The organism is Eubacterium sp. ER2 (assembly GCF_000765215.1).
Classification (GTDB): Bacteria; Bacillota; Clostridia; order Lachnospirales; family Lachnospiraceae; genus Claveliimonas; species Claveliimonas intestinigallinarum.
Map to the genome: position 1 here is coordinate 42,265 of NZ_JPJE01000019.1, position 24,616 is coordinate 66,880.

The 24,616-nt window shown below is 55.2% G+C and carries 25 protein-coding genes and 1 tRNA gene; 17 read left to right on the forward strand and 9 right to left on the reverse strand.

The genetic code is table 11. The features are described 5' to 3' along the window. Window positions 1–231: 231 nt before the first annotated feature. Entirely contained in the window at window positions 232–1,467 is a 1,236-nt protein-coding gene (locus tag NI21_RS0107530) for an MFS transporter (RefSeq protein WP_033125635.1), read from the forward strand. 1 nt (window position 1,468) lies between these two features. Here NI21_RS0107530 and NI21_RS0107535 read toward each other — a convergent pair whose 3' ends face one another. Both NI21_RS0107535 and NI21_RS0107540 read right to left on the reverse strand, forming a co-directional pair. After that, window positions 1,469–2,635, reverse strand: coding sequence for an aminotransferase class I/II-fold pyridoxal phosphate-dependent enzyme (locus tag NI21_RS0107535; protein WP_033125636.1), 1,167 nt, complete (start codon window positions 2,633–2,635; stop codon window positions 1,469–1,471). Next, window positions 2,632–3,123, reverse strand: a complete 492-nt coding sequence (locus NI21_RS0107540) for an Lrp/AsnC family transcriptional regulator (RefSeq protein ID WP_033125637.1) — start codon at window positions 3,121–3,123, stop codon at window positions 2,632–2,634. The genes NI21_RS0107535 and NI21_RS0107540 overlap by 4 nt, the downstream gene beginning before the upstream one ends. A gap of 127 nt (window positions 3,124–3,250) precedes the next feature. Between NI21_RS0107540 and NI21_RS0107545 the strand changes: the two genes are divergently transcribed. Next, window positions 3,251–3,940, forward strand: coding sequence for an anaerobic ribonucleoside-triphosphate reductase activating protein (locus NI21_RS0107545; RefSeq protein WP_033125638.1), 690 nt, complete (start codon window positions 3,251–3,253; stop codon window positions 3,938–3,940). Window positions 3,941–4,106: 166 nt separating this feature from the next. Then, on the forward strand, window positions 4,107–6,494 hold the full coding sequence (locus NI21_RS0107550) for a ribonucleoside triphosphate reductase (protein WP_033125639.1): 2,388 nt from the start codon (window positions 4,107–4,109) through the stop codon (window positions 6,492–6,494). A 30-nt stretch (window positions 6,495–6,524) separates the two neighbouring features. On the opposite strand, the gene NI21_RS0107555 is transcribed toward NI21_RS0107550, so the two are convergent. Next, on the reverse strand, window positions 6,525–7,784 hold the full coding sequence (locus NI21_RS0107555; RefSeq protein WP_033125640.1) for a Glu/Leu/Phe/Val dehydrogenase: 1,260 nt from the start codon (window positions 7,782–7,784) through the stop codon (window positions 6,525–6,527). A gap of 393 nt (window positions 7,785–8,177) precedes the next feature. Between NI21_RS0107555 and NI21_RS0107560 the strand changes: the two genes are divergently transcribed. Beyond that, complete coding sequence (locus NI21_RS0107560) at window positions 8,178–8,651, forward strand: Lrp/AsnC family transcriptional regulator (RefSeq protein ID WP_033125715.1); 474 nt, start codon at window positions 8,178–8,180, stop codon at window positions 8,649–8,651. On the opposite strand, the gene NI21_RS0107565 is transcribed toward NI21_RS0107560, so the two are convergent. Next, window positions 8,621–9,064 carry an Rrf2 family transcriptional regulator gene (locus tag NI21_RS0107565; RefSeq protein ID WP_033125641.1) on the reverse strand — a complete coding sequence of 148 codons (444 nt, stop codon included), beginning with the start codon at window positions 9,062–9,064 and terminating at the stop codon, window positions 8,621–8,623. The genes NI21_RS0107560 and NI21_RS0107565 overlap by 31 nt on opposite strands. Window positions 9,065–9,274: 210 nt before the next feature. Here NI21_RS0107565 and NI21_RS0107570 point away from each other — a divergent pair, with 210 nt between their 5' ends. Continuing rightward, window positions 9,275–10,036 (forward strand): 4Fe-4S binding protein, encoded by a 762-nt coding sequence (locus tag NI21_RS0107570; protein WP_033125642.1) that lies wholly within the window; start codon window positions 9,275–9,277, stop codon window positions 10,034–10,036. A gap of 75 nt (window positions 10,037–10,111) precedes the next feature. Here NI21_RS0107570 and NI21_RS0107575 read toward each other — a convergent pair whose 3' ends face one another. After that, complete coding sequence (locus tag NI21_RS0107575; protein WP_033125643.1) at window positions 10,112–10,579, reverse strand: GNAT family N-acetyltransferase; 468 nt, start codon at window positions 10,577–10,579, stop codon at window positions 10,112–10,114. A gap of 133 nt (window positions 10,580–10,712) precedes the next feature. After that, a complete protein-coding gene (locus NI21_RS0107580) occupies window positions 10,713–11,312 on the reverse strand; it encodes a TetR/AcrR family transcriptional regulator (RefSeq protein WP_033125644.1) in 600 nt (199 codons plus the stop codon). A gap of 224 nt (window positions 11,313–11,536) precedes the next feature. Here NI21_RS0107580 and NI21_RS0107585 point away from each other — a divergent pair, with 224 nt between their 5' ends. From NI21_RS0107585 to NI21_RS0107600, 4 genes are all read left to right on the forward strand, one after another. Next, window positions 11,537–13,693 carry a Tex family protein gene (locus NI21_RS0107585; RefSeq protein WP_033125645.1) on the forward strand — a complete coding sequence of 719 codons (2,157 nt, stop codon included), beginning with the start codon at window positions 11,537–11,539 and terminating at the stop codon, window positions 13,691–13,693. Window positions 13,694–13,705: 12 nt separating this feature from the next. Next, on the forward strand, window positions 13,706–14,518 hold the full coding sequence (locus tag NI21_RS0107590) for a MerR family transcriptional regulator (RefSeq protein WP_033125646.1): 813 nt from the start codon (window positions 13,706–13,708) through the stop codon (window positions 14,516–14,518). Window positions 14,519–14,791: 273 nt separating this feature from the next. After that, entirely contained in the window at window positions 14,792–15,727 is a 936-nt protein-coding gene (locus NI21_RS0107595) for an alpha/beta hydrolase (RefSeq protein ID WP_242842827.1), read from the forward strand. A gap of 19 nt (window positions 15,728–15,746) precedes the next feature. After that, window positions 15,747–17,048, forward strand: a complete 1,302-nt coding sequence (locus tag NI21_RS0107600; RefSeq protein ID WP_033125647.1) for an SLC13 family permease — start codon at window positions 15,747–15,749, stop codon at window positions 17,046–17,048. Between the two features lie 144 nt (window positions 17,049–17,192). Here the strand turns inward: NI21_RS0107600 and NI21_RS0107605 are convergent, their stop codons facing one another. After that, window positions 17,193–17,879 (reverse strand): YoaK family protein, encoded by a 687-nt coding sequence (locus NI21_RS0107605; RefSeq protein ID WP_033125648.1) that lies wholly within the window; start codon window positions 17,877–17,879, stop codon window positions 17,193–17,195. 168 nt (window positions 17,880–18,047) lie between these two features. Here NI21_RS0107605 and NI21_RS0107610 point away from each other — a divergent pair, with 168 nt between their 5' ends. Then, the gene (locus NI21_RS0107610) at window positions 18,048–18,938 is read left to right on the forward strand and encodes a LysR family transcriptional regulator (protein ID WP_033125649.1); all 891 of its coding nucleotides are present in this window, start codon (window positions 18,048–18,050) and stop codon (window positions 18,936–18,938) included. Here the strand turns inward: NI21_RS0107610 and NI21_RS0107615 are convergent. Together NI21_RS0107615 and NI21_RS0107620 are read right to left on the reverse strand one after the other, a co-directional pair. Beyond that, on the reverse strand, window positions 18,919–19,206 hold the full coding sequence (locus NI21_RS0107615; RefSeq protein ID WP_033125650.1) for a phage holin family protein: 288 nt from the start codon (window positions 19,204–19,206) through the stop codon (window positions 18,919–18,921). The two genes, NI21_RS0107610 and NI21_RS0107615, sit on opposite strands and share 20 nt — an antisense overlap. Window positions 19,207–19,416: 210 nt before the next feature. Next, window positions 19,417–19,489 (reverse strand) — tRNA-Ala (locus tag NI21_RS0107620). A 138-nt stretch (window positions 19,490–19,627) separates the two neighbouring features. On the opposite strand from NI21_RS0107620, the gene NI21_RS0107625 reads away from it, so the two are divergent. The 7 genes from NI21_RS0107625 to NI21_RS0107655 all read left to right on the forward strand — a co-directional run bounded on the left by NI21_RS0107625 (window position 19,628) and on the right by NI21_RS0107655 (window position 24,586). Further along, entirely contained in the window at window positions 19,628–20,137 is a 510-nt protein-coding gene (locus tag NI21_RS0107625; RefSeq protein WP_147581174.1) for an HD domain-containing protein, read from the forward strand. Window positions 20,138–20,246: 109 nt separating this feature from the next. Continuing rightward, window positions 20,247–21,176 (forward strand): carbamate kinase, encoded by a 930-nt coding sequence (arcC, locus tag NI21_RS0107630; protein ID WP_033125651.1) that lies wholly within the window; start codon window positions 20,247–20,249, stop codon window positions 21,174–21,176. A 223-nt stretch (window positions 21,177–21,399) separates the two neighbouring features. Continuing rightward, window positions 21,400–21,612 carry a helix-turn-helix transcriptional regulator gene (locus NI21_RS0107635; RefSeq protein ID WP_033125652.1) on the forward strand — a complete coding sequence of 71 codons (213 nt, stop codon included), beginning with the start codon at window positions 21,400–21,402 and terminating at the stop codon, window positions 21,610–21,612. Between the two features lies 1 nt (window position 21,613). Beyond that, on the forward strand, window positions 21,614–22,063 hold the full coding sequence (locus NI21_RS0107640; protein WP_033125653.1) for a hypothetical protein: 450 nt from the start codon (window positions 21,614–21,616) through the stop codon (window positions 22,061–22,063). Between the two features lie 172 nt (window positions 22,064–22,235). Continuing rightward, window positions 22,236–23,009, forward strand: a complete 774-nt coding sequence (locus tag NI21_RS0107645) for an ABC transporter ATP-binding protein (RefSeq protein WP_033125654.1) — start codon at window positions 22,236–22,238, stop codon at window positions 23,007–23,009. Further along, window positions 23,010–24,227 carry an ABC transporter permease gene (locus tag NI21_RS0107650; protein ID WP_033125655.1) on the forward strand — a complete coding sequence of 406 codons (1,218 nt, stop codon included), beginning with the start codon at window positions 23,010–23,012 and terminating at the stop codon, window positions 24,225–24,227. Between the two features lie 104 nt (window positions 24,228–24,331). Next, complete coding sequence (locus NI21_RS0107655) at window positions 24,332–24,586, forward strand: PRC-barrel domain-containing protein (RefSeq protein WP_033125656.1); 255 nt, start codon at window positions 24,332–24,334, stop codon at window positions 24,584–24,586. Window positions 24,587–24,616: the final 30 nt, after the last annotated feature.

The following is a 24,616-nucleotide window of genomic DNA, read 5'->3' on the forward strand; positions in this document are numbered from 1 at the left end:
ATACTCCCGCTTGTCCATTTGTAAATGCGCCTTTTTGCTCAGGTGTCACCCTTTACAATCAGTACGTAAATTTGATTCATTATACCATACCTGTAAAAAAATAGAAACACTTTACAGGAACTTAACTTTTTTCTGTTTGCAAATTGACAAACCGGGGGTATACTTGTATAGATGTAATTTTATGAGAACAGGGCGGCATGGACCGCGCTGTGCAAAAGGAGAGAACGGAAAATGAAGAAATATACATCCCTGGAAAAGGCGTGGATCCTGTACGACGTGGGCAACTCTGCCTTCACCCTGCTTGTGTCCACCATCATTCCCATCTATTTTAACTACCTGGCAGAGGAGGCGGGGCTGTCCTCTGTTACATATCTGGCCTACTGGGGGTACGCAGCCTCCGTGGCCACCCTGGCGGTGGCTTTTATCGGGCCTGTGTTCGGCGCTGTGGCGGACACGAAGAACTACAAGAAGCCGGTCTTTCTGGCTACCCTTCTGGTGGGAGTGATCGGGTGCGTGGCCATGGGCATCACCGCCACCTGGCTGAGCTTCCTGGTCATCTTTGTGATCGCCAAGATCGGATATTCCTCCAGCCTTGTGTTCTACGACTCCATGCTCCACGACGTGACAGAGAAGGACAGGCTGGACGATGTCTCCTCCCAGGGCTATGCCTGGGGCTATATCGGAAGCTGCATCCCCTTTATCGTCAGCCTGGGGATCGTGCTGGGGGCGGGAAGTCTTGGGATTTCCATGCGGACAGCCATGGGGATCTCCTTCCTCATCGTGGCGGTCTGGTGGTTCCTGGCCACCACACCGCTCCTGCGGAAATACCGCCAGATCCACTATGTGGAGAAGGAGCCGGGCATGGTCAGCGAGAGCTTTGGCCGGCTGTGGCGCACCCTGAAGGAGCTGGCAAAGGACAGGAAGATCCTCATTTTCCTGGTGGCTTACTTTTTCTACATTGATGGAGTCTACACCATCATCGACATGGCCACGGCATACGGGACGGCTCTCGGACTTGACACCACCGGGCTCCTCCTGGCTCTCCTGGTGACCCAGATCGTGGCCTTCCCATCGGCTATTGCCTTTGGAAAGCTGACAAAGAAGTATCCTTCTGCAAACCTGATCACAGTCTGTATCCTGGCCTACACAGGCATCGCCATCTTTGCCCTGTTCATGGAGAGCCAGTTCCAGTTCTGGATCCTGGCGGTCTGCGTGGGACTCTTCCAGGGCGGCATCCAGGCTCTGTCCAGATCCCATTTTGCCAAGCTGATCCCACCGGAAAAGTCCGGTGAGTACTTCGGCCTTCTGGACATCTGCGGCAAGGGGGCGTCCTTTATCGGCACCACCCTTGTGGGCGTGGTGTCCCAGATCACGGGCAGCACCAACCTGGGCGTGTCCGTGCTGGCGGTTGTGTTTGTGGCGGGACTTTTCCTGTTCCGGATGTCTGTGCGGAGGATGAGGGTGTAAATTATCCCCGCAGCCGGCTGACGAACTTCTCCAGCCGTCCGAGGGCTTCCTTTAAATCCGCCAGAGAGTAGGCGTAGGAGATACGGAGGAACCCTTCTCCGCAGTCGCCGAAGGCAGTCCCCGGCACGACGGCCACCTTTTCCTCCTGGAGTAGGCGGGTGGCAAATTCCTCGGAGGTCATGCCGAACTCCCGGATGGAGGGGAAGGCGTAGAAGGCGCCATAGGGCTCAAAGCACTCCATCCCCATCTTCCGGAACTCGTTCATAAGGAAGCGGCGTCTCTGGTTGTAGGACTCCCGCATCTGCTCCACGTCCTTGCCGCAGTTTCGCAGAGCCTCCACAGCTGCGTACTGGCTGGTAGTGGGAGCGCACATGATGGCATACTGGTGGATCTTGGTCATCTGCTCTACGATGGGAGCGGGTCCGCAGACATAGCCCAGACGCCAGCCGGTCATGGCAAAGCCTTTGGAGAAGCCGTTGATGACCAGGGTTCGGTCCCGCATGCCCGGCAGAGATGCGATGGAGCAGTGCGCTCCGTTGTAGGTCAGTTCAGAGTAGATCTCATCGGAGACTACATAGAGGTCGTGCTCGATGACAGCCTGCGCGATGGGCTCCAGATCCTCCCGGGTCATGACCGAGCCGGTAGGGTTGTTGGGGAAGGGGAGGACCAGGATCTTCGTCCTGGGTGTGATGGCTGTCTCCAGTTCCTCCCGTGTCAGCTTGAAGGCGTTTTTGTGCTGTAGGGGGATGGTTACAGGAACTCCGTCTGCCAGCACGGCGCAGGGCAGGTAGGACACATAGCTTGGCTGGGGGATGAGCACCTCGTCCCCGGGATCCAGCATAGCCCGAAAGGCCAGGTCAATGGCCTCGCTTCCCCCCACGGTCACCAGCACCTCACTGTTGTAATCGTAGTTTACATGGATGGTCCGCTCCAGGTACCGGCTGATCTCCACCTTCAGCTCTTTGAGCCCCGCGTTGGATGTATAGAAGGTGCGCCCTCTCTCCAGAGAGTAGATACCCTCCTCCCGGACTCGCCAGGGGGTGTCAAAATCAGGCTCCCCTACGCCCAGGGAGATGGCGTCCTCCATCTCGCTCACAATATCGAAAAACTTCCGGATGCCGGAGGGAGCCAGGGCAGTGGCTTTTTTAGATAATGGGTTTCTTGTCATGGTGTGATCAGCATCCTTTCTCCTTTAGATGGTTTTGCCAGGACGGTTCCGTGGTCTTTGTATTTTTTCAGAATAAAATAGGTAGCAGTGCTGATGACCTCGTCGATAGGGGACAGCTTGCCGGAGACAAAATGTGAGATCTCCTGCAGGGTGCGGCCCTCGATGGTCACAAGCAGGTCGTAGCCGCCGGATATGAGGTACACGGCGGAGACCTCCGGGTAGTTGTAAATGCGCTCCGCTACCTTGTCAAAGCCCTGATCCCTCTGGGGGGTGACGCGCACCTCGATGAGGGCGTTGACGAGGGATTCGCCCGCTCTGTCCCAGTCGATCAGTGTGTGATAGCCGCAGATGATATGTTCCTTTTCCATGGCCGCCACCTCGTTTGCGATGGTCACCTCATCGGTGCCCAGAAGCACGGCCAGCTCGCTTAGGTCGATCCTGCTGTTTGTCTCAAGTGTGAGAAGGATCTGTTTTCTGATTTTGTCCATGTAGTCTCCTCCTTCAGTCATTTCATGATATACGCTCCATTATAAGCCTCATTCCGGTTTTTGTCATTCCTCATTTGAAAAAAATATGCTATAGTAGTGCATAAATATGAGGAGGAGGCGACAGGTCATGGTCATTTGCGGCATACAGAAGCTGACCCTTCTGGACTATCCGGGCAAGGTGGCGTGCACGATTTTTACCGGGGGATGCAATTTCCGGTGCCCCTTCTGCCACAACAGGGATCTGGTGACAGGAGAGGCGGAGAAGACTGTAGCCGGGGAAGAGATTTTCCGGTTCCTGAAAAAACGGCAGGGCATACTGGAGGGAGTGTGCATAAGCGGGGGAGAACCCCTCCTGCAGCCGGATCTGGAGGAATTTATCCGGGAGGTGCGCTCTCTCGGATACTGCGTCAAGCTGGACACCAACGGGAGCCTGCCGGACCGACTGGAGTACCTGGCGGGGCAGGGACTTCTGGACTATGTGGCCATGGACCTGAAGAACTCGCCGGAGCACTACGGAAGGACTGCGGGGGCGCCCCTGTGTGATGTGGAGCGGATTGACAGGAGCATCCGCCTCCTCATGGGCGGCGACATTCCCTATGAGTTCCGCACCACAGTAGTGCGTGAGTTCCACCAGAGAGCGGACTTTGAGGCCATGGGAAAATGGATCGAGGGGGCAGACCAGTATTTCCTCCAGCAGTTCGTGGACTCCGGGCATGTACTCGCTCCCGGCCTCCACGCCTACGACAAAAAAATCCTCCTCCAGGCGCTGGAGATCGTCAAAAAGTACGTGAAAACCGCGCAGCTCCGGGGAGTGTGACTATTACGTAAAGAATACATAACAACAATATATTGTGCGTGACAGGGAAAATACAACACAATATATTGTTGTTTTTGTTGACTGCGCTGGACTGTGATGCTATGATAAAGAGGTCGGAACGAAAAAATTGAGCGAAGCCAAACAGATAAAAAGGGGAGGTTGTCACATGTACCAGGTTGTAAAGAGAGACGGCCAGATCGCGGACTTTGACATAGCCAAGATCAGCGCGGCCATCACAAAGGCCTTTGAGGCACAAAAGAAGCAGTATCATCCCACCATCATTGACATGATGGCGCTGAAGGTGACGGCGGATTTTGAGCCGAAGATCAGAGAGGACCTTGTCCAGGTGGAGGAGATCCAGGACAGTGTGGAGCGGGTGCTGGTCCAGGCGGGCTACGCGGATGTGGCCAAGGCCTACATTCTCTACCGGAAGAACAGGGAGAAGATCCGCAATCTGAATTCCACCATGCTGAATTACAAAGAGATCGTGGATAACTATGTCAATATCAACGACTGGAGGGTGAAGGAGAACTCCACGGTCACCTACTCTGTGGGGGGACTCATCCTCAGCAATTCAGGAGCTATCACAGCCAACTACTGGCTTTCGGAAATCTACGACGAGGAAATCGGACAGGCCCACAGGAACGCGGACATCCATATCCACGACCTGTCCATGCTGACCGGCTACTGCGCGGGCTGGTCCCTGAAACAGCTGATCCAGGAGGGGCTGGGAGGAATTCCGGGAAAAATCTCCTCCTCCCCGGCAAAGCACTTAAGCGTGCTGTGCAACCAGATGGTGAATTTCCTCGGCATCATGCAGAACGAGTGGGCCGGAGCCCAGGCATTTTCCTCCTTTGACACCTACCTTGCGCCCTTTGTAAAGACGGATCACCTGGACTACGAGGGTGTGAAAAAGTGCATAGAGTCCTTTATTTACGGTGTCAATACGCCCTCTCGCTGGGGAACCCAGGCGCCTTTTTCCAACATCACCCTGGACTGGACGGTGCCGGACGACCTGGCGAACCTGCCGGCCATCGTGGGCGGAAAGGAGATGGATTTCACCTACGGGGACTGCAAAAAGGAGATGGACATGATTAACAAGGCGTTCATTGAGATCATGATCGAGGGGGACGCCCACGGGAGGGGCTTCCAGTATCCCATCCCCACCTACTCCATCACCAGCGACTTTGACTGGTCTGACACGGAGAACAACCGGCTTCTCTTTGAGATGACGTCCAAGTACGGCACACCCTATTTCTCCAACTACATCAACAGCGACATGGAGCCAAGCGACGTGCGCAGCATGTGCTGCCGTCTCCGCCTGGATCTGCGGGAGCTGCGCAAGAAATCCGGCGGCTTCTTCGGCAGCGGGGAGAGCACAGGCTCTGTGGGCGTGGTCACCATCAACATGCCACGGCTTGCCTACCAGTCGGAGAATGAGGAGGAGTTCATGGAGAGGCTGGACCACCTGATGGATATCTCCGCCAGATCCCTCCACGTGAAGAGAACGGTTATCACAAAGCTCCTGGAGGGAGGGCTCTACCCCTACACAAAGCGGTATCTGGGCACCTTTGAGAACCATTTTTCCACCATTGGCCTTGTGGGCATGAACGAAGCGGGGCTGAACGCAAGGTGGATCAGAAAGGACATGACCCACCCGGAGACCCAGGAATTTTCCAAGCGGGTACTGAACCACATGCGGGAGCGCCTGTCAAGCTACCAGGAGGAGTACGGCGACCTCTACAACCTGGAGGCCACCCCGGCGGAGTCCACGGCCTACCGGTTTGCCAAGCATGATGTGGAGCAGTTCCCGGACATCATCACAGCGGCGGAGGGGAACGGGACACCCTACTACACCAACAGCACCCATCTACCGGTGGGGTACACAGAGGACATTTTCGATGCCCTGGACATCCAGGATGAGCTGCAGACGCTGTACACCTCGGGAACCGTCTTCCACGCCTTCCTGGGAGAGAAGCTTCCCTCCTGGAAGTCGGCGGCGGCCCTGGTGCGAAAGATTGCGGAGAACTATAAGCTCCCCTACTATACACTGTCCCCCACCTACTCCATCTGTAAGGATCACGGCTACATTGCGGGCGAGCACTACACCTGCCCGGAGTGCGGACAGAAGACGGAGGTCTACAGCCGCATCACCGGCTACTACCGCCCGGTGCAGAATTGGAACGACGGAAAAGCCCAGGAGTTCAGGGACAGAAAGGTCTACGACCTGAGCCACTCTCATTTCCACGCCCATGACCAGGGGGATGAGATGCAGGGAGAGATGGAAGAAAAAACGACAGCGGGAGAGAATTACGAAGCTTTGGCGGCCCCTGTGAAGCTGCTCTTCACTACCAGGACCTGCCCCAACTGCGCCATCGCGAAGCAGGCGCTGGAGGAGGCCCACATCGAGTACAGGGTGGTGGATGCCCAGGAGCACAAAGACCTGGCAAAGAAGTACCGGATCATGTCCGCGCCGACTCTGGTGGTGATCGGAGAGAACGGGGTGGAGAAGCTGACCAATGCGTCCAGCATCAGGAAGTACGCGGAAGGATAAACAGGACGGGTAAAGATGAAGGGGATCTTTTTACGGAAAGATCCCCTTCATCTTTTCTGCTGTGACCAGCTTCCGCAGGGCCACGATGTAGGCCGCCATGCGGAGCGTGCAGTGACACTCATCCACAACGTCCAGAAGGCTCTGGAAGGATCGGGTCATGAGCTTTTCCAGCATTTCGTTTACCTGGTCACGGTCCCAGGTCAGCTCCTGGATGTTCTGCACCCACTCAAAGTAGGAGACGATGACGCCGCCGCTGTTGGCGAAGATATCCGGTATGAGGGTGATGCCCCGCTTTTCCAGGATGGCGTCCGCCTCCTCGGTGGTAGGGCCGTTGGCGGCCTCCACGATGAAGGAGCAGTTCAGTTTGCCGGCATTTTCCGCTGTGATCTGATTTTCCAGGGCGGCGGGAACGAGCACATCGCACTTGCAGGTCAGGATCTCCTCGTTGGAGATATGCCGGATGCCCGGCGCGCTGTAATCCTTCAGAAGAGCGCCCTCCTGATCCAGAAAGACAGAGATGGTGTCGATATCCAGTCCATCCTCGCAGTAGAGACCGCCGGAGATGTCGCTGATGGCGATCACTTTCACGCCCCTGTGGTAGAAGATGCGGGCCGCATTGGCGCCCACATTTCCCATCCCCTGGATGGCGACGGTGGTACCGGCAAGTCCGCGTCCCTGCTGTGCCAGGAGGAGCTTGGTGCTGATGACCACGCCCCGGCCGGTGGCGGAATTCCTTCCCTTTGAGCCGCCCAGTTCCACAGGCTTGCCGGTCACCACGCCGGGACAGGGATGCCCTTTCAGCTGACTGTAGGTGTCCAGCAGCCAGGCCATGGTCTGGGGATTGGTGTTCACGTCGGGAGCGGGGATGTCTGTGTCGGACCCGATGATGGGGGCGATGGCAAAGGTGTACCGCCGGGTCAGGTTTCTCAGCTCTCTTCTGGAGAGGGTGTGGGGATCCACCTGGATGCCGCCCTTGGCGCCGCCGTAGGGAATGTCGGCGACCGCGCACTTCAGGGTCATCCATGTTGCCAGGGCCTTCACCTCATTTAAATCGCAGTTCTGGTGATAGCGGATGCCGCCCTTAAAGGGGCCGCGGATATTGGAGTGCTGTACCCGGTATCCCTCGAAGACCCGGACCGTGCCGTCGTCCATTTCTACAGGTAGATATACCTTGATTTCCCGCTGGGGATTTTTCAGGATCTCAAACATGGACTGGTCGATGTGTCCCAGCTCCATTGCCTTGGTCATGGTGTCGATTACATTGGTATAGGGATCGTATGTATGTGACATGTTTTTTCTCCTTCACTGCTTTTTGCTGCTGCGCATCAACTGAAAAAAATGGTAAGACTTTGAAAATCAGGAGTCAATGGGGGGAGAAAACAACGAGAAAGATTTACTTTTTTTACTGAAAATGTTTTACTTTGAAACAATCTGACGCTTGATACTTAAAAAAATTAAACCTGAAAGGTGGAGCTTAAAATCAAAGCCCGATTGACAGGAGAGCGCGCCGGTGCTATGCTTGGCGTATAAAAATATAAAATCTGACAGCAACATGAATTTGAGACGCAAGGGTGTGTCCGCGGGGGAAGTGCGGATACGCCTTTTTTATTTTGCGGGGAAGATCCCGGCTGTATGCTGACGGCAGGACAGAGAACAGGAGGAGAGCGCATGAAAAATGACAAGCTGGACGCAATAGACAAGGTGATTTTGGACATTCTGCAGGAGAACGCGAAGACGCCCCTGAAGGAGATAGCCAATAAGGTCTACCTCTCCACGCCGGCCGTGTCCGCCAGAATAGAGAAGATGGAGGAAAAAGGATTTATCACTGGCTACCACGCCCAGATCGACCCGGTCGCTCTGGGGTATCACATCAAGGCGCTGATCAATCTGGAGGTGGTGCCTGAGGACAAAAAGGAATTTTATCCCTTTGCGAAGGCCTGTCCCAATGTGATCGAGTGCAACTGCGTCACCGGGGACTATTCCATGGTGTTGGAGGTGCTCTTCCCCAGCACAGTGGAGCTGGATCAGTTTATCGGGGAGCTGCAGCGCTTTGGGCGGACCAAGACGCTGATCGTGTTCTCCACCTCTGTGGAGCACAGGGGGATCACAGCGGAGGTGCGGGAGGATCAGGAGTCCGGCTCCTCCACCCTCCTGTGAAAATCCTCGATCATGGACTCCAGGGTGATTCCCTTCATTGTCTTTTTTATAGCTTCCTCAATCTCCTGGTAGGGACCCTGCAGAACCAGGTGGATGTTCTGGGCGACCGGACATTTCCGGTCCGCGCAGGGATGGATCCCGATGAGGGAGGAGAGGCCGTCCGGCTCAAGAGCCTGGTAGATCATGTATAGTGTGATGTCGGCGGGGGACATGCAAAGCTCGGCGCCTCCGGCACCCCGGGCGACGGTGATGATCCCGGCTTTCTTCAGGGCGCTGAACACATTGCGGATCACCACCGGGTTGCAGCCTGTGCTCTGGGAGAGCAGAGTGCTTGTCACCCTGGCCTTTCCCTTCGCTTCATATATAAAAATCAGGCAGTGTACTGCCACGGAGCATTTCATGCTGATCTGCATCTTTCCATCCTCTCTCCATAATTAAAACGGTGTTGTTCATTGGCATTCATATAGCTTCCTGTAACAGGGACAGGGGGGATGTAAATGTTGATTTTACATCTGGCCTGTGCTATACTGTACAAAGATGTAAATGTTCAATTTACATTATCCTATTTTATACATTTTGAAGCGGATTTGCAAGTGTAAGAGATTGACAGGAGGAGATGTGAGATGAAACTTTATGAGATTTGCTTCAGCCCCACAGGAGGAACGAAGAAGGCAGCGGATATTCTGGCGGGAGAGCTGGCCAAAGAGACAGAGAGCGTGGATCTGACAGACAGCAGGGCAGATTTCTCCGGCATTTCTCTGGAGGAAGAGGATGTGGCGGTGATCGCAGTTCCGTCCTACGGCGGACGTGTGCCGGGGACAGCGGCCGGGAGACTTGGGGCCATCAGAGGGAATGGCGCAAGAGCGGTTCTTGTCTGCGTGTACGGCAACCGGGCTTACGAGGATACCCTGGTTGAACTGCAGGATATCGCAAAGCAGGCGGGCTTTCGCGTGACAGCCGCGGTGGCCGCTGTGGCGGAGCACTCCATTGCCCGGCAGTTCGCGGCGGGCCGTCCGGATGCACAGGACAAGGAGCAGCTGCAGGGCTTTGGAGGGAAGATCCGGGAGAAGCTGGACGCAGGAGACGCCTCAGAGCCGGCGGTTCCGGGCAATCGCCCCTACAAGAAGGAGGGCGGAGCCGGCATGACGCCGAAGCCCACAAAGGACTGCGTGAAATGCGGCCTGTGCGCTGCGAAATGTCCGGTGCAGGCCATTGATAAGAATGACCCCAAAAACGTGGACAGCAAGGCCTGTATTTCCTGCATGCGCTGCGTATCCGTCTGTCCTCACTCCGCCCGGAAGGTGAGCGGCGTCATGCTGGCCGCGGTGGGCGCTATGCTGAAAAAAACGTGCTCTGAGAGGAAGGAGTGCGAGCTGTACATTTAATATGTGGCAGATCTGCCGGAAGGGACAGAAAGGAGCAGGCGTCCTCCCCCAAAGAGGGCGCCTGCTCCTGTGTTACTAAAAGTCCTTGCACATCTGATAGTAGGGGAGTTCCCCGTATCCCAGCCTCTCGTACAGGGAGATAGCCCGGGTGTTCTCCTTTGTGACCTCCAGACGGATACGCTTTACATCCGGATAGTGCTCCTCGATCCACCGGAAGACCTTTGTGCCGCAGCCCTTTCCCCTGGCCTCGGCTTTCAGATACAGCTCGTCAAACCAGATCTGCTCTCCGCCGGCCTCGTTGTTCCAGGAAACGGTGAAATGGGCATAGCCCAGGGTGACAGCTTCCGCCTGTGGGTCATTGGCTTCCTGTTCCTCCAGGATCAGGACTCTGACGCAGGGGTTTCCTGCCACGGCCTCTGCCAGTGTACGCCGGAAGTTCTCTTCCGGGACTGTGTGAAGGCAGGCGGGACTGTTGTAAAAGTCCTTCATCATTTCCAGGATGACTGCCTCGTCTTTTTTCTCCATTGTTCTGATGATCAGCATAATCGATAACTCCTTTGCCCGGCACTTTTCGTGTTCTGTGCCGGCGTCTGCCCCCATCATATCACGGGGATCAGGGGAAAGCAAGAGCCCCGGCTGCCATGAGGAGCCGGGGCCGGATTATGTACTATGCATTTCAGAAAAGTCCATCCAGGTAGGTGGTGAGAAGACGGCGCATATTGCCCTCAAAGTCAGATTTCCCTATCTTCAGGCACCAGTCGAACACCACGCCGATGACAATGGTGCGGATGTCGCTTGTGACTGCCTCGAGAGGATACTTCAGCTGGATCGCGCCGGCCTCCAGGGCCCGCTGCAGATAATTCTGAACCGTGACGATGGGGTAGGGGCGCTCGGTCCGGATGTCCGGGTTCAGGGACTGGTTTTTTGGCGTGTAGTAGTTGGACACAAAGTCCAGGCCCAGCTCCCGGCAGTATTTCACGTAATTCAGATAGACGTGTATGATGGCTGTCTTGGCCTCCTCCGCGTTGGCGGGCAGATCCAGGCAGTCCGCGTCCACGCTGGGCTGCTCCTCGATGTAGTAGGACAGAAGGTCGTCCTTTGTCTTGAAGTGGTGGTAGAAGCTGCCATTGGACACGCCGGCCTCCTCGCATATATTTTTGATGGACAGCCCCTCGTAGCCCTTCTTGCGAAGGATGGTCTTTGCGGCCTGGAAGATCCGGTCCTTTGTCTCCTTTGACTTCTGCTGCTGTCTGGATAATTCCTGTGTTTCTCCCATATTAATAAATCCCCTTTGTGTGATACTGTTTCTTTTTTGTATCATAGCATATTTCCGGGGCAGTTTCAAGAAAACAGAGTGAACTCGGTATTTTGTCTCTCGTTGCGCGTCTGTCCTGTTTCCGGTATAATACATATTATACATGCCTGACGGGCCGGTTCCCCTGGGGCTGGCGCCGGGCAGCTTTGACTGATATATGATAGGAAATGAGGAATAGCAGGAGAATGGACATTAATCAGAAGATCACAGAGGAACTGGGAGTGAAGAGATGGCAGGTGGATGCCGCTGTAAAGCTGATCGATGAGGGGAACACCATCCCTTTTATCGCGCGTTACAGAAAGGAGGCCACCGGCACCCTGGACGACACCCAGCTTAGGACTCTCCACGAGAGGCTCCAGTATCTGCGGGGGCTGGAGGAGAAAAAGCAGCAGGTCCTGTCCACCATCGAGGAGCAGGGCAAGCTGACGGAGGAGCTGAAAAAGCAGATCCTCTCCGCGCAGACCATGGTGGAGGTGGAGGATCTGTACCGCCCCTACCGGCCAAAGAGAAGGACCAGGGCCATCATCGCCAAGGAGAGAGGGCTTGAGCCCCTGGCGGCCTTCATCAGTCTGCAGAGCGCAAAGGAGCCTCTGGAGAGGGAGGCGCAAAAGTATGTGGATCCGGAAAAGGAGGTGGCTTCCCCGGAGGAGGCCATCGCCGGGGCCAGGGACATCATCGCAGAAAATATTTCTGACGACGCGGACTACAGAAGCCATATCCGGAAGCTGACAAGGCAGAAGGGCAGGCTGGTGTCAAAGGCGAAGGACGAGGAGGCGGAGTCTGTGTACGAGATGTACTATGACTTCGAGGAGCCGGTGACAAAGCTGGCGGGGCACCGGATCCTGGCCATCAACAGGGGGGAGAAGGAAAAATTCCTCACCGTGAAGATCGAGGCGCCCCAGGAGGACATCCTCCGGTATCTGGAGAAGAAGACCATACACAGGGACAACCCCTACACCTCCCCGGTGCTTAGGGAAGCGGTGGAGGACAGCTATAAGAGGCTCATCGCCCCTGCTATCGAGAGGGAGATACGAAGCGAGCTGACAGAGAGCGCGGAGGACGGGGCCATCCGGGTGTTCGGGAAGAACCTGGAACAGCTCCTCATGCAGCCGCCTATCGCAGGACGTACGGTGCTTGGCTGGGATCCGGCCTTTCGGACGGGCTGCAAGCTGGCGGTGGTGGATCCGACAGGCAAGGTTATCGGCACTACGGTGATCTATCCCACGGCGCCTACCACGCCCCAGAAGATAAAGGCTTCCAAGGATCTGCTGAAAAAGATCATCCCCAAGTACAATATCTCCCTGATCTCCCTGGGGAACGGCACCGCCTCCAGGGAGTCGGAGCAGTTTATCGTGGAGCTTCTGAAGGAAATCCCCCAGAAGGTGGAGTACGTCATTGTCAGCGAGGCTGGCGCCTCTGTGTACTCGGCCAGCAAGCTGGCCTCCGAGGAGTTCCCCAGGTTCGATGTGGGGCAGAGGAGCGCCGCCTCCATCGCCAGGAGACTCCAGGATCCGCTGGCGGAGCTGGTGAAGATCGATCCCAGGTCTATCGGCGTGGGCCAGTACCAGCACGACATGAACCAGAAGAAGCTGAGCGACGCCCTCTCCGGTGTGGTAGAGGACTGCGTGAACAGAGTGGGCGTGGATCTGAACACGGCCTCTGCGCCGCTTCTTGCCTATATATCAGGCATCAGCGGCGCTATCGCGAAGAATATTGTGGCCTACCGGGAGGAAAACGGCCGGTTTACGGACAGAAGGCAGCTTTTGAAGGTGCCGAAGCTGGGGCCAAAGGCCTTTGAGCAGAGCGCCGGATTTATGCGTATTACAGGAGGGGACAATCCCCTGGACGCAACGGCGGTCCACCCCGAGACCTATCAGGCGGCCGGGGAGCTGCTGAGCCGGCAGGGCTTCACACCGGAGGATGTGGCCGGGGGAAGGCTGACCGGTCTGTCCCTCACCATCCGGGACTACGGGAAGCTGGCCGGGGAGCTTGGCATCGGCGAGCCTACCCTGCGGGACATCGTGAAGGAGCTGGAGAAGCCGGGACGGGATCCCAGGGACGAGATGCCAAAGCCCATCCTGCGCACGGATGTGCTGGAGATGAAGGATCTGAAGGAGGGCATGGTCCTGAAGGGGACTGTCAGGAACGTCATTGACTTCGGTGTGTTCGTGGACATTGGCGTGCACCAGGACGGGCTGGTCCATATTTCCCAGATCACGGACAAGAAGTTTATCAAGCATCCCCTGGAGGTGGTCAGCGTAGGGGATATTGTGGATGTGAAGGTCATGGGTGTGGACCTGAAGAAAAAGCGGATCCAGCTGACCATGAAGGGAATTTCGTAAGAGGGAAGAGAAATGAGCGAGAAGACCATAGGGACGCTGTCAAAATTTACCGGCATCCCCGCCCACACAATTAAATATTATGAGAAGATCGGACTTCTCTCCTCCAACCGGAAGGAGAGCTCCAACTACCGGTCCTACGACATGCGGATCTGTACGGACATCTACGAGTGTGTGAAATACAGAAATATGGGCTTTCCCCTGAAGGAGACAAAGGAGCTGGTCAAGGAGGCCGGCGACCGGCGGCTGGATGAGCTTCTGGATGAGCGGGAGAGCCAGATCGAGGAGGAGATCCGTGCCCTTACAGAGCAGAAGAGAAGGCTGGAGATTTTCCGCAGGGAGATCCGGGAGCTGGAAGGACGCCTGGGAAAATGGTATATAGAGGAGTGTGGAGATTTCTATTTCCGCTCCCAGACAAAGGAGCTGGACTATGACGGCGGAGACTATCTGGAGGCGGACGGGCTCAACCTGTCCACCCTTCTGCCTGTGAGCAAGACCACTGTGCACATGGAGAGGGAGTACCTGCGGGGGGAAAAGAGAGGCTACTCCTGGGGCATGGGCATCTTTCCCGGGGAGGACCGGGAGTGGATCCGGGAGAAGAAGGGCTACCGCTATGTCCCGGCAGGCAGAGCCTTTGTGATCTATCTGAAGATCACCGGCCCCTATGTGTCGGACGGGACCATGGCGGAGGAGATCGGCCGCTATTACAGACTGCTTTGGCCCGGCACGCCATCGGAGGCCTTTGGGATCCGGCTGAAGATCACCTTTGACGAGAACGGGAACGACTGGAATTATTTCAAGATCTTTATTCCTCTTGAAGAGAAATAGGGACTCCTTTTCCGGTCAGAGCGGACAGGACACAACCTGGAAGTTACTTCCAGGTTGTGTTTTTTTGTGAATAAAACAAGACGCAGGGAGGGGAAGAAATTGTGAAATTATAGAAAATACAAACAAAAATTTTCGGTTTAAGCGAAATTCTATAGATTATGAGAATGGAAAACGGATTGACATGAAAGCTGGAGATAGTTATAAAATTAACAATATCAAGAAGGTGCGACACAAAAGAGAGACATAAGAAAAGAAAAATATGAAGAGAAAGGAATGGAGAAAATGACGCGCGAAGAAGTAAAAAGCATGGATTTTGAAGCCTTCAAGGCGGCGCTCCCCACTATGGAGGACGTGCATTATCTGGAGGCGGACGGCACAGAGGTATACGGTATCTACAAGCATGATGTGTGCTACATGGAAAAGGACGGCATACAGCGCACTCTGCAGATGATCGTGCCGGAGATGAAGCCGGACAAAGGCTACACCTACCCGGCAGTCCTGTATGTACAGGGATCTGCCTGGATGAAGCAGGACAACTACAAGCGCCTGGGTGTGATGGCAAGGCTGGCCCAGCGGGGCTATGTGACGGCCATCCTCCAGTACAGAGAGAGCTCTCTGGCTTCCTACCCGGCGCCGGTGGAGGACGCCAAGACGGGCGTGCGCTTCCTCAGGATGCACGCAGAGGAGTACCACATTGATCCGGAGAACATTGTGATCATGGGTGACTCAAGCGGCGGACACACGGCTCTGGCAGCAGGACTCACCGCAGATGACGACTGCCTGGACGGGGGGATCTACCCGGAGGTGTCCTGCGGCGTGAAGGCCATCGTGGATCTCTACGGCGTGACCGATATCTGCCAGAAGGGCGATTTCCCCACCACTCCCAACCAGGGCGAGGCGGACAGCCCGGAGGGCATGCTCATCGGCGGCAACAATGTGTACGAGCACCCGGAGCTCTCAGGCCCGGTCATCCTGACAAACTATGTCAGGGCAGACAAAGAGATCCCGCCGATCCTGATGATGCACGGGATCGCGGACGATATGGTCTCCTACAATCAGAGCGTGCGGCTGTACAAGAAATTTCTGGAGGAGGGCAAGGACGTGACCCTGTACCTTGTGGAAAACGCGGGCCACGGGGATATTGCTTTCTGGACAGAGAAAAATATGGATATTGTGGAAGGATTTATCCGGAAACATACCGGCAGATAAACAGGAGGGGCGGTAGAAAATGAATACAATATTGTTAATGGCCATTATTCTGATCTTGATCGTGGTGGCCACAGTTATAACGAAAAAGGTTCCCTTTAACTTTGTGCTTCTCATCGTGCCCATTGTCTGTGCCCTCATCCTGGGACACAGCGTGGAGGAGACCAGCACCTTTGTTGTGGAGCAGCTTTCATCCATGATGCAGTCGGCATGCTTCATGCTTCTGTTCGCATTTCTGTATTTCCAGATGCTGACAGAGGCGGGCGTGTTTGACACTATCGTAACGGCAGTGACGACAAAGCTGGGACACAAGATGAACGTCATCGTGATCATGATCCTGACCACCCTGATCGGCGGCTTCAGCATCCTGACAGGTAACTTCACACCTGCCTACCTGATCACCTTCCCCATCCTTGTGCCTCTGTACAAGAGATTTGATTTTGACAGGGAGGCGGCCTTCATCATCGCCCAGACAGCTATGTCCGCCCTGTGCTTCATCCCGTGGGGCATCGGCATGGCCTACACAGCCTCCTCCGCAGGGCTGGACGCCAATGAGCTGGCGGCAGCCTCCATGCCCTGGGGCCTGTGCTTCATCCCGGCCATCATCCTCCAGTGGATCTACTTTGGCCTGCAGCACAAGAAACGTGTGGGAACCTTCCAGGCAGTGGCTGAGGTGGAGACCGCTGAGGAGAAGAAGGAGGAGAACCCGAACCTTCGCCCGAAGCTCTTCTGGGTCAACCTGATCATCTTTGTGATCGCCCTAGTGGCCCTTGGCGTGTTCGGCATTGCGCCCTACTTCGTGTTTATCGTGGCCACGGTTGTGACCGCCATGCTCAACTACCCGAAGAACTTTGGCGAGATATTCGCCAAGGTGGGCCCCATGTACCTGAATATCCTCATCATGCTGATCGCCATCAACGTGTATCAGGCTGTGTTCAACAACACCGGAATGGTGGGAGCTATCTCAGACGCGCTCATGCAGTTCTGCCCTGAGTTCCTGCTCCGCTACATCCACATCATCCTGCTGCTCCTGTGCGTGGTGATCATATACGTGATCCCCTTCCAGATCTTTAACGCACTGTACCCGATCTTCATTTCCATCGGGGCAGGCTTTGGGATCCCGGCCGTGGCAGTCATCGCACCCTTTGTCTGCAACCTGTCACTGGCTACCAGCTCCACGCCGACCAACTCATCCACATACACTGGCTGCGCGCTGACGGAGACGGAGGTACAGCACTTCTGCAAGAAGGCAGTGCCCATCCAGACCGTGACCAACGCGGTGGTCGTGCTGACAGCGGTGATCTTCGGGGTGCTGCAGCTGTAGTACTGAACATATCGCAGAATTATATTAAGAAATGGAAAGGCTCCTGCCGGATGTGGCGGGAGCCTTTTGCACTGGGAAAATGCCAGTCTGATGTAGAATGGAGACATGGCATGACAGAAAGAGAAAGGAAGGCGTCTTGCCTGCCTATCCCTGTTCCTTTGCGCCCTCTGTCACAGCCAGAGGAAGCCACTCATTTGCCAGGCATACGGTGTACAGAGCGATGCCCAGGGGCAGCAGGGCGCACCAGATGCTCCTTGGCCCGATGAGCGACCTGGCGGCAAAGGAGCAGGCCACACCCACATGGAAAGAGAGCAGAGTACATCCGAAGAACTTTGCCTTTACCGTGTGGGTTTTATCTTTATTTAAGAAGACTTCCGTGACAGCCATTGTGAACTGTTTCAGGTTGTTGGTGGAAAATAAAGTGGAGCTGGCAAAGCCCTTTGCCCCCTTAAAGCTGTTCCACTGGAAGGCGGTGGCGAAGAAGAAGGGGTAGAGAGCCAGAACCGGGTGGATGTCCATGGGAAAAAGTCCGATAAGGACTGCTGCGGCCCCGTCCAGGAAAATGCTGGCCACCTGAAGGTTGATGGAGCTGTGTCTGGGAAGCCATACTGTCAGGGCGATGGCAGCCATAAAGAGGAGCACGCCGCCCAGCCGCAGACAGGCGTCCGCGAAATCATGGCCGAGAAGGTCGGTCACAAAGTAGATCATATTGGCAGTCTGGGCATTTCCGAAGAGGTCGCAGAAGCTCAGGATCGCATAGACCCCGAAAAAACCGCCTACAAAGGCCATCATATAATGAAGGGGAGTTTCATATTTTTTCTTGTTTTCCATCTGTGTTCACCATTTGAATAAAGATTTTCTAAAATGCGGTGTAAACCGCTGTCCTGTGTATTATAGCATATTGCATACATATATAAAAATACATATAATATATGAATAAACATATAAAAAAAGTATGGGAAAGGTGCGGCCCGTTTGGCAGGGAGAAAGGAGAGGCAGATGGATATAAAGTCTTTGAAGTATTACCTTGCGGTGGTGCAGGAGGGAAATATTACCCAGGCGGCAAAAAAGCTGTGCATCGCCCAGCCGCCTCTGAGCAGGCAGATCCGGCTTCTGGAGGAGGAGCTGGGTGTCACTTTGTTTCTGCGTGGAAAAAAAGAGATACAGCTGACAGAGGAGGGGAGGTTCCTCAAGCAGCAGGCAGAGGAGATCATAGAGCTCATGGAGAAGACGAAGGAGCAGCTCGGGAAATTTGGCGGCACCGTCCACGGACTTGTCTCCGTGGCGGCGGCGGAGTCCTTCGGCATTGGGCTTCTGTCGGAGATGGTGGAGGCGTTCCACAGGGAATATCCCCAGGTGCATTTCCAGATCTGGTGCGGAAACAGCGACGAGGTCCGGGACAAGCTGGAGCGGGGCCTTGCGGATGTGGGGATCGTGAGGGCGCCGGTCTATATGGAGCAGTGCGAGCAGATTTTTCTGCGGAGCGAGCCCTGGGTGGCGGCCATGAGCCGGAACCATCCTCTGGCCGGGGAGGCAGGGGACGAGGTGCGCCTGGAGCGGCTCGGCGGAGAGACGCTGATGGTCCCTGTCCGGGCCTCCCTCCAGGAGGAGATCAACCACTGGTTCAACGAGATTGCCCAGGACAGGGAGATCCTCTGCTACTACAATTCCTCCGCCTCCATGCTGCCCATGGTGGAGCGGGGCATGGGCATTGCCATCTGCCCCGGCTCCGCCCGGTATTTTACAGGGGGCGATGGGATCGTGTACAAGACCATTGTGGAGCCCAGGAAGGAGTCCCGGCTCTATATGGTGAAGCGCCGATACCAGATGCTTCCCCAGGCCGCCGGGGCCTTCTGGGATTTTGTCTGCTCTACTTTCCCGCCTGCTTGATGATCTGATTGACGTAGGTGGAAAGCCCCGCTACCAGCACGCCCTGGACAATGGCAGTAAATGCGGCCATGGCGATCTCCGGTCCGGTGCGCAGAGGGCTTGTGGCCAGGACCCAAACGGCGCACAGAGCGATGCCAAGCCCGCCTAGAATGAGGGGGATATACTTGTCTTTGACGGTCTGCGCCTGTTTGAGCCAGATGCCGATGAAATACAGGATGACAGATACTATGAGAAGCTCCGGTTTGATATATTGAACGATCTGTTCCATGAGATTACCTCCGCTGTTTTTTTGAGGCGGTTGCATGTCGCCGCTGCTTTAATCTATGCGGAGGACTGCCGGAATGTGCGAGGGGCAGAACAAGGCGGCTCAAAACCGGCTGCCAGATAGTCATGGATGATCGTAGATATAAAGTGGGAAAATAAAGAAAATATAAAAAACGGAACTGCCGGTCTGATACCGGAGCTCCGTTTTTTGTCCTGGAGCATACGGGATTCGAACCCGTGGCCTCCACAATGCGAATGTGGCGCGCTCCCAACTGCGCTAATGCCCCATAAGGAAATTATACCACTTCAGGGGAAGAAATCAAGATGAATTTATGATAGAATACTTCTGTCAATATTTAAGCGGAAGATGGCAGGCCGGCAGATGAGGGCCGGCGCTGCGGGAAGAAAAGGAGATGGACAGGCATATGAAGAGGAATATGGATTTGGATAAAATACAGGCGCTGAAGGAGAAGATGGTGGAATTTTACAGGGGATGCCCGGAGCAGATCCAGCATTTCCTGAAGGTGTACGCATTTGCGGAGATGATCGGTGAGGCGGAGGGACTGGATGAACACACCTTGTTTCTTTTGAAATCCACGGCTCTTGTGCACGACATAGGCATCCGCCCGGCAAAGGAAAAGTACGGGTACTCCAACGGAAAGCTGCAGGAGCAGGAGGGGCCGGCTGAGGCCGGGAGGCTGCTGGACGAACTGGGCTACGGGGAGGCGGACCGGGAGCGGATCTGCTATCTGGTGGGACATCACCACACCTACACAGGGGTGGACGGCGCGGATTACCGGATCCTTCTGGAGGCGGATTTCCTGGTCAACGGCTACGAGGAGAAAATGTCCCGGGAGGCCCTCACACACGGTCTTTCCGCCGTTTTTGAGACGGAGACGGGGAAGAGACTTCTAAAGACTATGTTTGACGTGTAAAATCCATTGCATTTTCTGTGAAAAAATAATATAATTTCCTTATATTTACTACAAAAGACAGACAAAACAGAGGTCTGAAAAGTCATAGAGGCGTAAAGGAGAAAGAGCGATGAAAAAAAGAGTAGTAGTTGCATTAGGACACAGAGCGCTGGGGATCACGCTGCCGGAGCAGAAGGAGGCCGTGAGGAGGACGGCGGTATCCATCGCGGATCTGATCGAGGAGGGATACCAGGTAGCCATCACCCACAGCAACGCACCCCAGGTGGGGATGATCCACACAGCTATGAATGAGTTTGGGAAGGTGCACCAGGATTACACGCCGGCTCCCATGTCTGTGTGCTCAGCCATGAGCCAGGGGTATATCGGATATGACCTTCAGAACGCGATCCGGGAGGCGCTCCTGAACAGGGGCATTTACCGTACCGTCAGCACCATACTGACGCAGGTGACAGTAGATCCCTACGACGAGGCCTTCTACACGCCCACCAAGGTGCTGGGCCGCTACATGACAGCCGAGGAGGCGAACGAGGAGCGCAAGAAGGGGAACTATGTGATCGAGGAGCCGGGAAAGGGCTTCCGCCGCGTAGTCTCTGCCCCCAACCCGGTGAGCATTGTGGAGATCGACGCCATCAAGGCGTTGATAGGCGCGGATCAGGTAGTCATTGCCTGCGGAGGCGGCGGCATCCCTGTCATGGAGCAGGATCACCGCCTGAAGGGCGCCAGCGCGGTCATTGAGAAGGACCTGACAGCCGGAAAGATGGCAGAGGAGATCGACGCGGACGAGCTGATCATCCTGACAAGCGTGGAGAAGGTGCGCATCAACATGAACACCCCTCAGGAGTCCGAGCTGGGAGAGATCTCCCTTGCTGAGGCCAAGCAGTACATGGAGGAGGGGCACTTCGGCGTGTACAACATGCTTCCCAAGTTCAAGGCCTCAGTGGAGTTCATTGAGAAGAGAGAGGGGAGAAGCGCCCTCATCACTTCCTTTGACAAGCTGAAGGACGGACTCAAGGGAAAGACCGGCACAATCATCCGGTAAGAAAAAAGCAGTATATCGATCTATTGATCCCGGCCGCGCAAGAACCGCGGCCGGGATTTTTCTATGCAAGAAGTGTGTTAAAAATGTAACAGGAGACGTAACACTTTTTAAAAGTATTACGTCTGAAATGAACAATTGTAAAACACACTTGACATTTCATGTAAAGCCAACTATACTGAAAATGTAAAGTAAACTATACGATTGTGAAGGGGATGTCGAGCCTATGAAGACCCGGATTCAGGAGCTGCGCAGGAAATACAAGCTCTCCCAAGAGGAGCTTGCCCTGGCGGTGGGGGTCACCCGGCAGACGATCATTTCGCTGGAGAAGGAGAAGTACACGGCTTCCCTTGTGCTGGCCCACAAGATCGCCAGATATTTCGGGGTGACCATTGAGGATGTATTTGATTTTTCAGAAGTGGACGAGGAGGAGATGTGAGATGAAGGAGTACAGAGCAAAGCTGAAGAGACAGATCATCTGGATGATCGTCGGTATCATTTTTTCCTGCATGATCATTGTGATCTGCTGCGTCAGCGCCATGCGGCTGGGGGCGGATGAGCATGAGGCCAGCTTTATGAGAGGATTTCAGAGCGGCCTGTTCCTGGCCTGGGCGACCATCGCGGTCTACGGGATCGTGGTGAATGTCCGGGCGCTGCGGGATGAGAAGCGGCTGCGGGCGCTCTACATCAAGGAGCACGACGAGCGGCTGCAGGCCATCCAGAGGGAGTCGGGCCGGGCAGCCTACTGCATCAGCCTGTTCGGACTTCTGACAGCGGCCATTGCGGCGGGATTTTTCAGCATGACTGTGTTCGCGGTGCTGATCGGAGCTGTGCTCTTTGTGAGCCTGGTGGGCCTGGGTGCGAAAATCTGGTTCCACAGGACGATGTGATGCAGCCCTGTGTCATACGGGCCTGGAAATTGTGTAAAATTTAGGGAAAAAGTGTTGACAAATTTTCGGAAGATGTATATTATTGTACTAAATTAATAATACAGACGTCTGAGGAAATAGAATTGAAAAATAAGGAAGATCATCCCATGAGGGGAGAAAGGAAACAGAGGCTATGATTGAGATCAGAGACCTGACCAAGGTGTACAGACTGAACAAAAAACAGATGGCTGAGTCCCACACGAAAAATCCGAAGAAGACGGCTGTGGACCACCTGAGCCTGACGGCGAAAAAGGGGGAGATCTACGGACTTCTTGGGCCAAACGGGGCAGGGAAGACCACCACTTTGCGGTGCGTTTCCACCATTATAAAGCCTACCGGCGGCGAGATCTACGTGGACGGCCACGAGGTGCAAAGGGAGCCGGAGGCGGTCCGCAACTGCATCGGATTTCTCACAAGCGATATCAAGCTGGACGACCAGTTTGACGCGGATTACATGTTCCGCTTCTTCGGCCGTCTCCACAAGGTGCCTGAGGAGAAGCTCAGGAAGCGCAGGGAGGAGCTGTTTGACTATTTTGGCATCAGCGAGTTCGCCCACAAGAAGATCAAGGAGCTGTCTACAGGTATGAAGCAGAAGGCGGCTATCGCGGTCAGCCTTGTGCACGACCCGGATATCGTCATCTTTGACGAGCCCACCAACGGGCTGGATATCATCACTGCGAGAAATGTGACGGACTATCTGAAAAAGCTTCGGGACGAGGGCAAGCTGGTCATCGTTTCCACCCACATCATGTCCGAGGCGCAGAAGCTCTGCGACCGCATCGGCATCATTATCGACGGGCAGAAGGTGGCAGAGGGCACCCTGGATGAGCTGCTCACGCAGACATGCACGAACGACCTGGAGGATGCGTTCTTCCAGCTCTACTCGGCCAGAAAGGGGGAGAGGTAGATGTTAAACGGTATTAAACAGATATTTGGAAAAGAGATGGCCAGGATATTGAAGGACAAAAAGATGGTTTTCTCCGTCTTTTTTCTCCCGGTCATCATCATGGTAGCCCTGCTCACCATCATCAACAGCCTGGCGGGACAGATGCAGTCAGATATAGAGGATCACAAGTCCATTGTCTGGATGCAGAACGAGCCGGAGAGCTTTGAGGCCTTTCTCTCCTCCGCGGGGATGGAGTACAGTGTCAGGACAGTGGACTCTGACAGCGACCGGGCGGAGGCGGAGGATCAGATCCTGAACGGGAAGGCGGACCTTCTCATAGAGTTCCCGGAAAATTTTGATCAGCTGGTCGCCGGCTTCCAGGAGGGAGACCCGGTCCCACAGGTCAAGACCCACTATAATCCCTCTGAGGATTACTCCGCTCAGGCATATCAGGAGATTTCCGTGGGTGTGCTGGAGTCCTATCGCCAGACCCTGCTGGCAGGGCGGGTGGGAAACCCGGACGCCATCACTGTATTTACCGTCAATTCGGACAATGACGATATGGTGATCCAGGACGACGAGAAGGCCAGCGGCCGGGCCCTGGGCATGATGCTTCCCTATTTCATCACGATCCTTCTCTTTGCCGGAGCCATGGGAATCGGCACTGACATGATCGCCGGGGAGAAGGAGAGGGGAACCATGGCCAGCCTTCTGGTGGCGCCTGTAAAGCGATCCTCCATTGTCCTTGGAAAGGTGTTCGCCCTGATGGCGGTATCGGGAATTTCCTCCCTCATCTACGTGGCAGGTATGGTGGTGTGCACGCCCTTTATGATGGACTCCATGACTGGTATGGACGAGGCCCTCAACCTGAACCTGGGAGCGGACCAGATCATCATGATGGGACTTCTCCTCATTGCCATCGCCTTCCTGTACTCCGCCGTTGTGGCGCTGATCTCCGTCTTCGCGAAGACGACGAAGGAGGCCAGCAGCTATATCATGCCGGTGTACATGGTGGTTCTGGTTGTGGGACTTCTGACCATGTTCCGCATGGGAGACGGAGGACGCTGGGATTTTTATATTCCATTCTACAACAGCGCCGTTGCCCTCCAGTTGATACTGAGCCATGAACTGACTATGTCCCAGTACCTGATCACTCTGGTGGAGACCCTTGCGCTGGGCGGTATCCTGACCGTGCTCATTGCCAGAGCCTTCAACAACGAGAAGGTCATGGCGCTGTAGGCAGGAAAGCGGAATAAAAGAACAAAAAGTCAGGACAGGATAAAGAGCCTTGTGCCCTCACCGTCCCTTTTCCATCAGCATATGATGAAAGGGGAGGTGACAGCATGAGGCTCTGTGATTTTCAGCAGAAGGAAGTGATCAATGCCTGCGACTGCCGGAAGCTGGGGTATGTGGCGGACCTGGTCTTTGACGAGTGTACAGGCTGCATTGAGTCGGTGATCGTGCCAAGAGGAGGATTTCTGTGCGGCTGGTTCGGGGATACCGGGGAGTACGTCATCCCCTTTGACTGTATCAGGAAAATCGGCCCGGATATCATCCTTGTGGAGATCCACGAAGAAAAAAGGCACAGGTCGAAGTAATAAATTGACAAGTCCGGCCGGCGGGATATA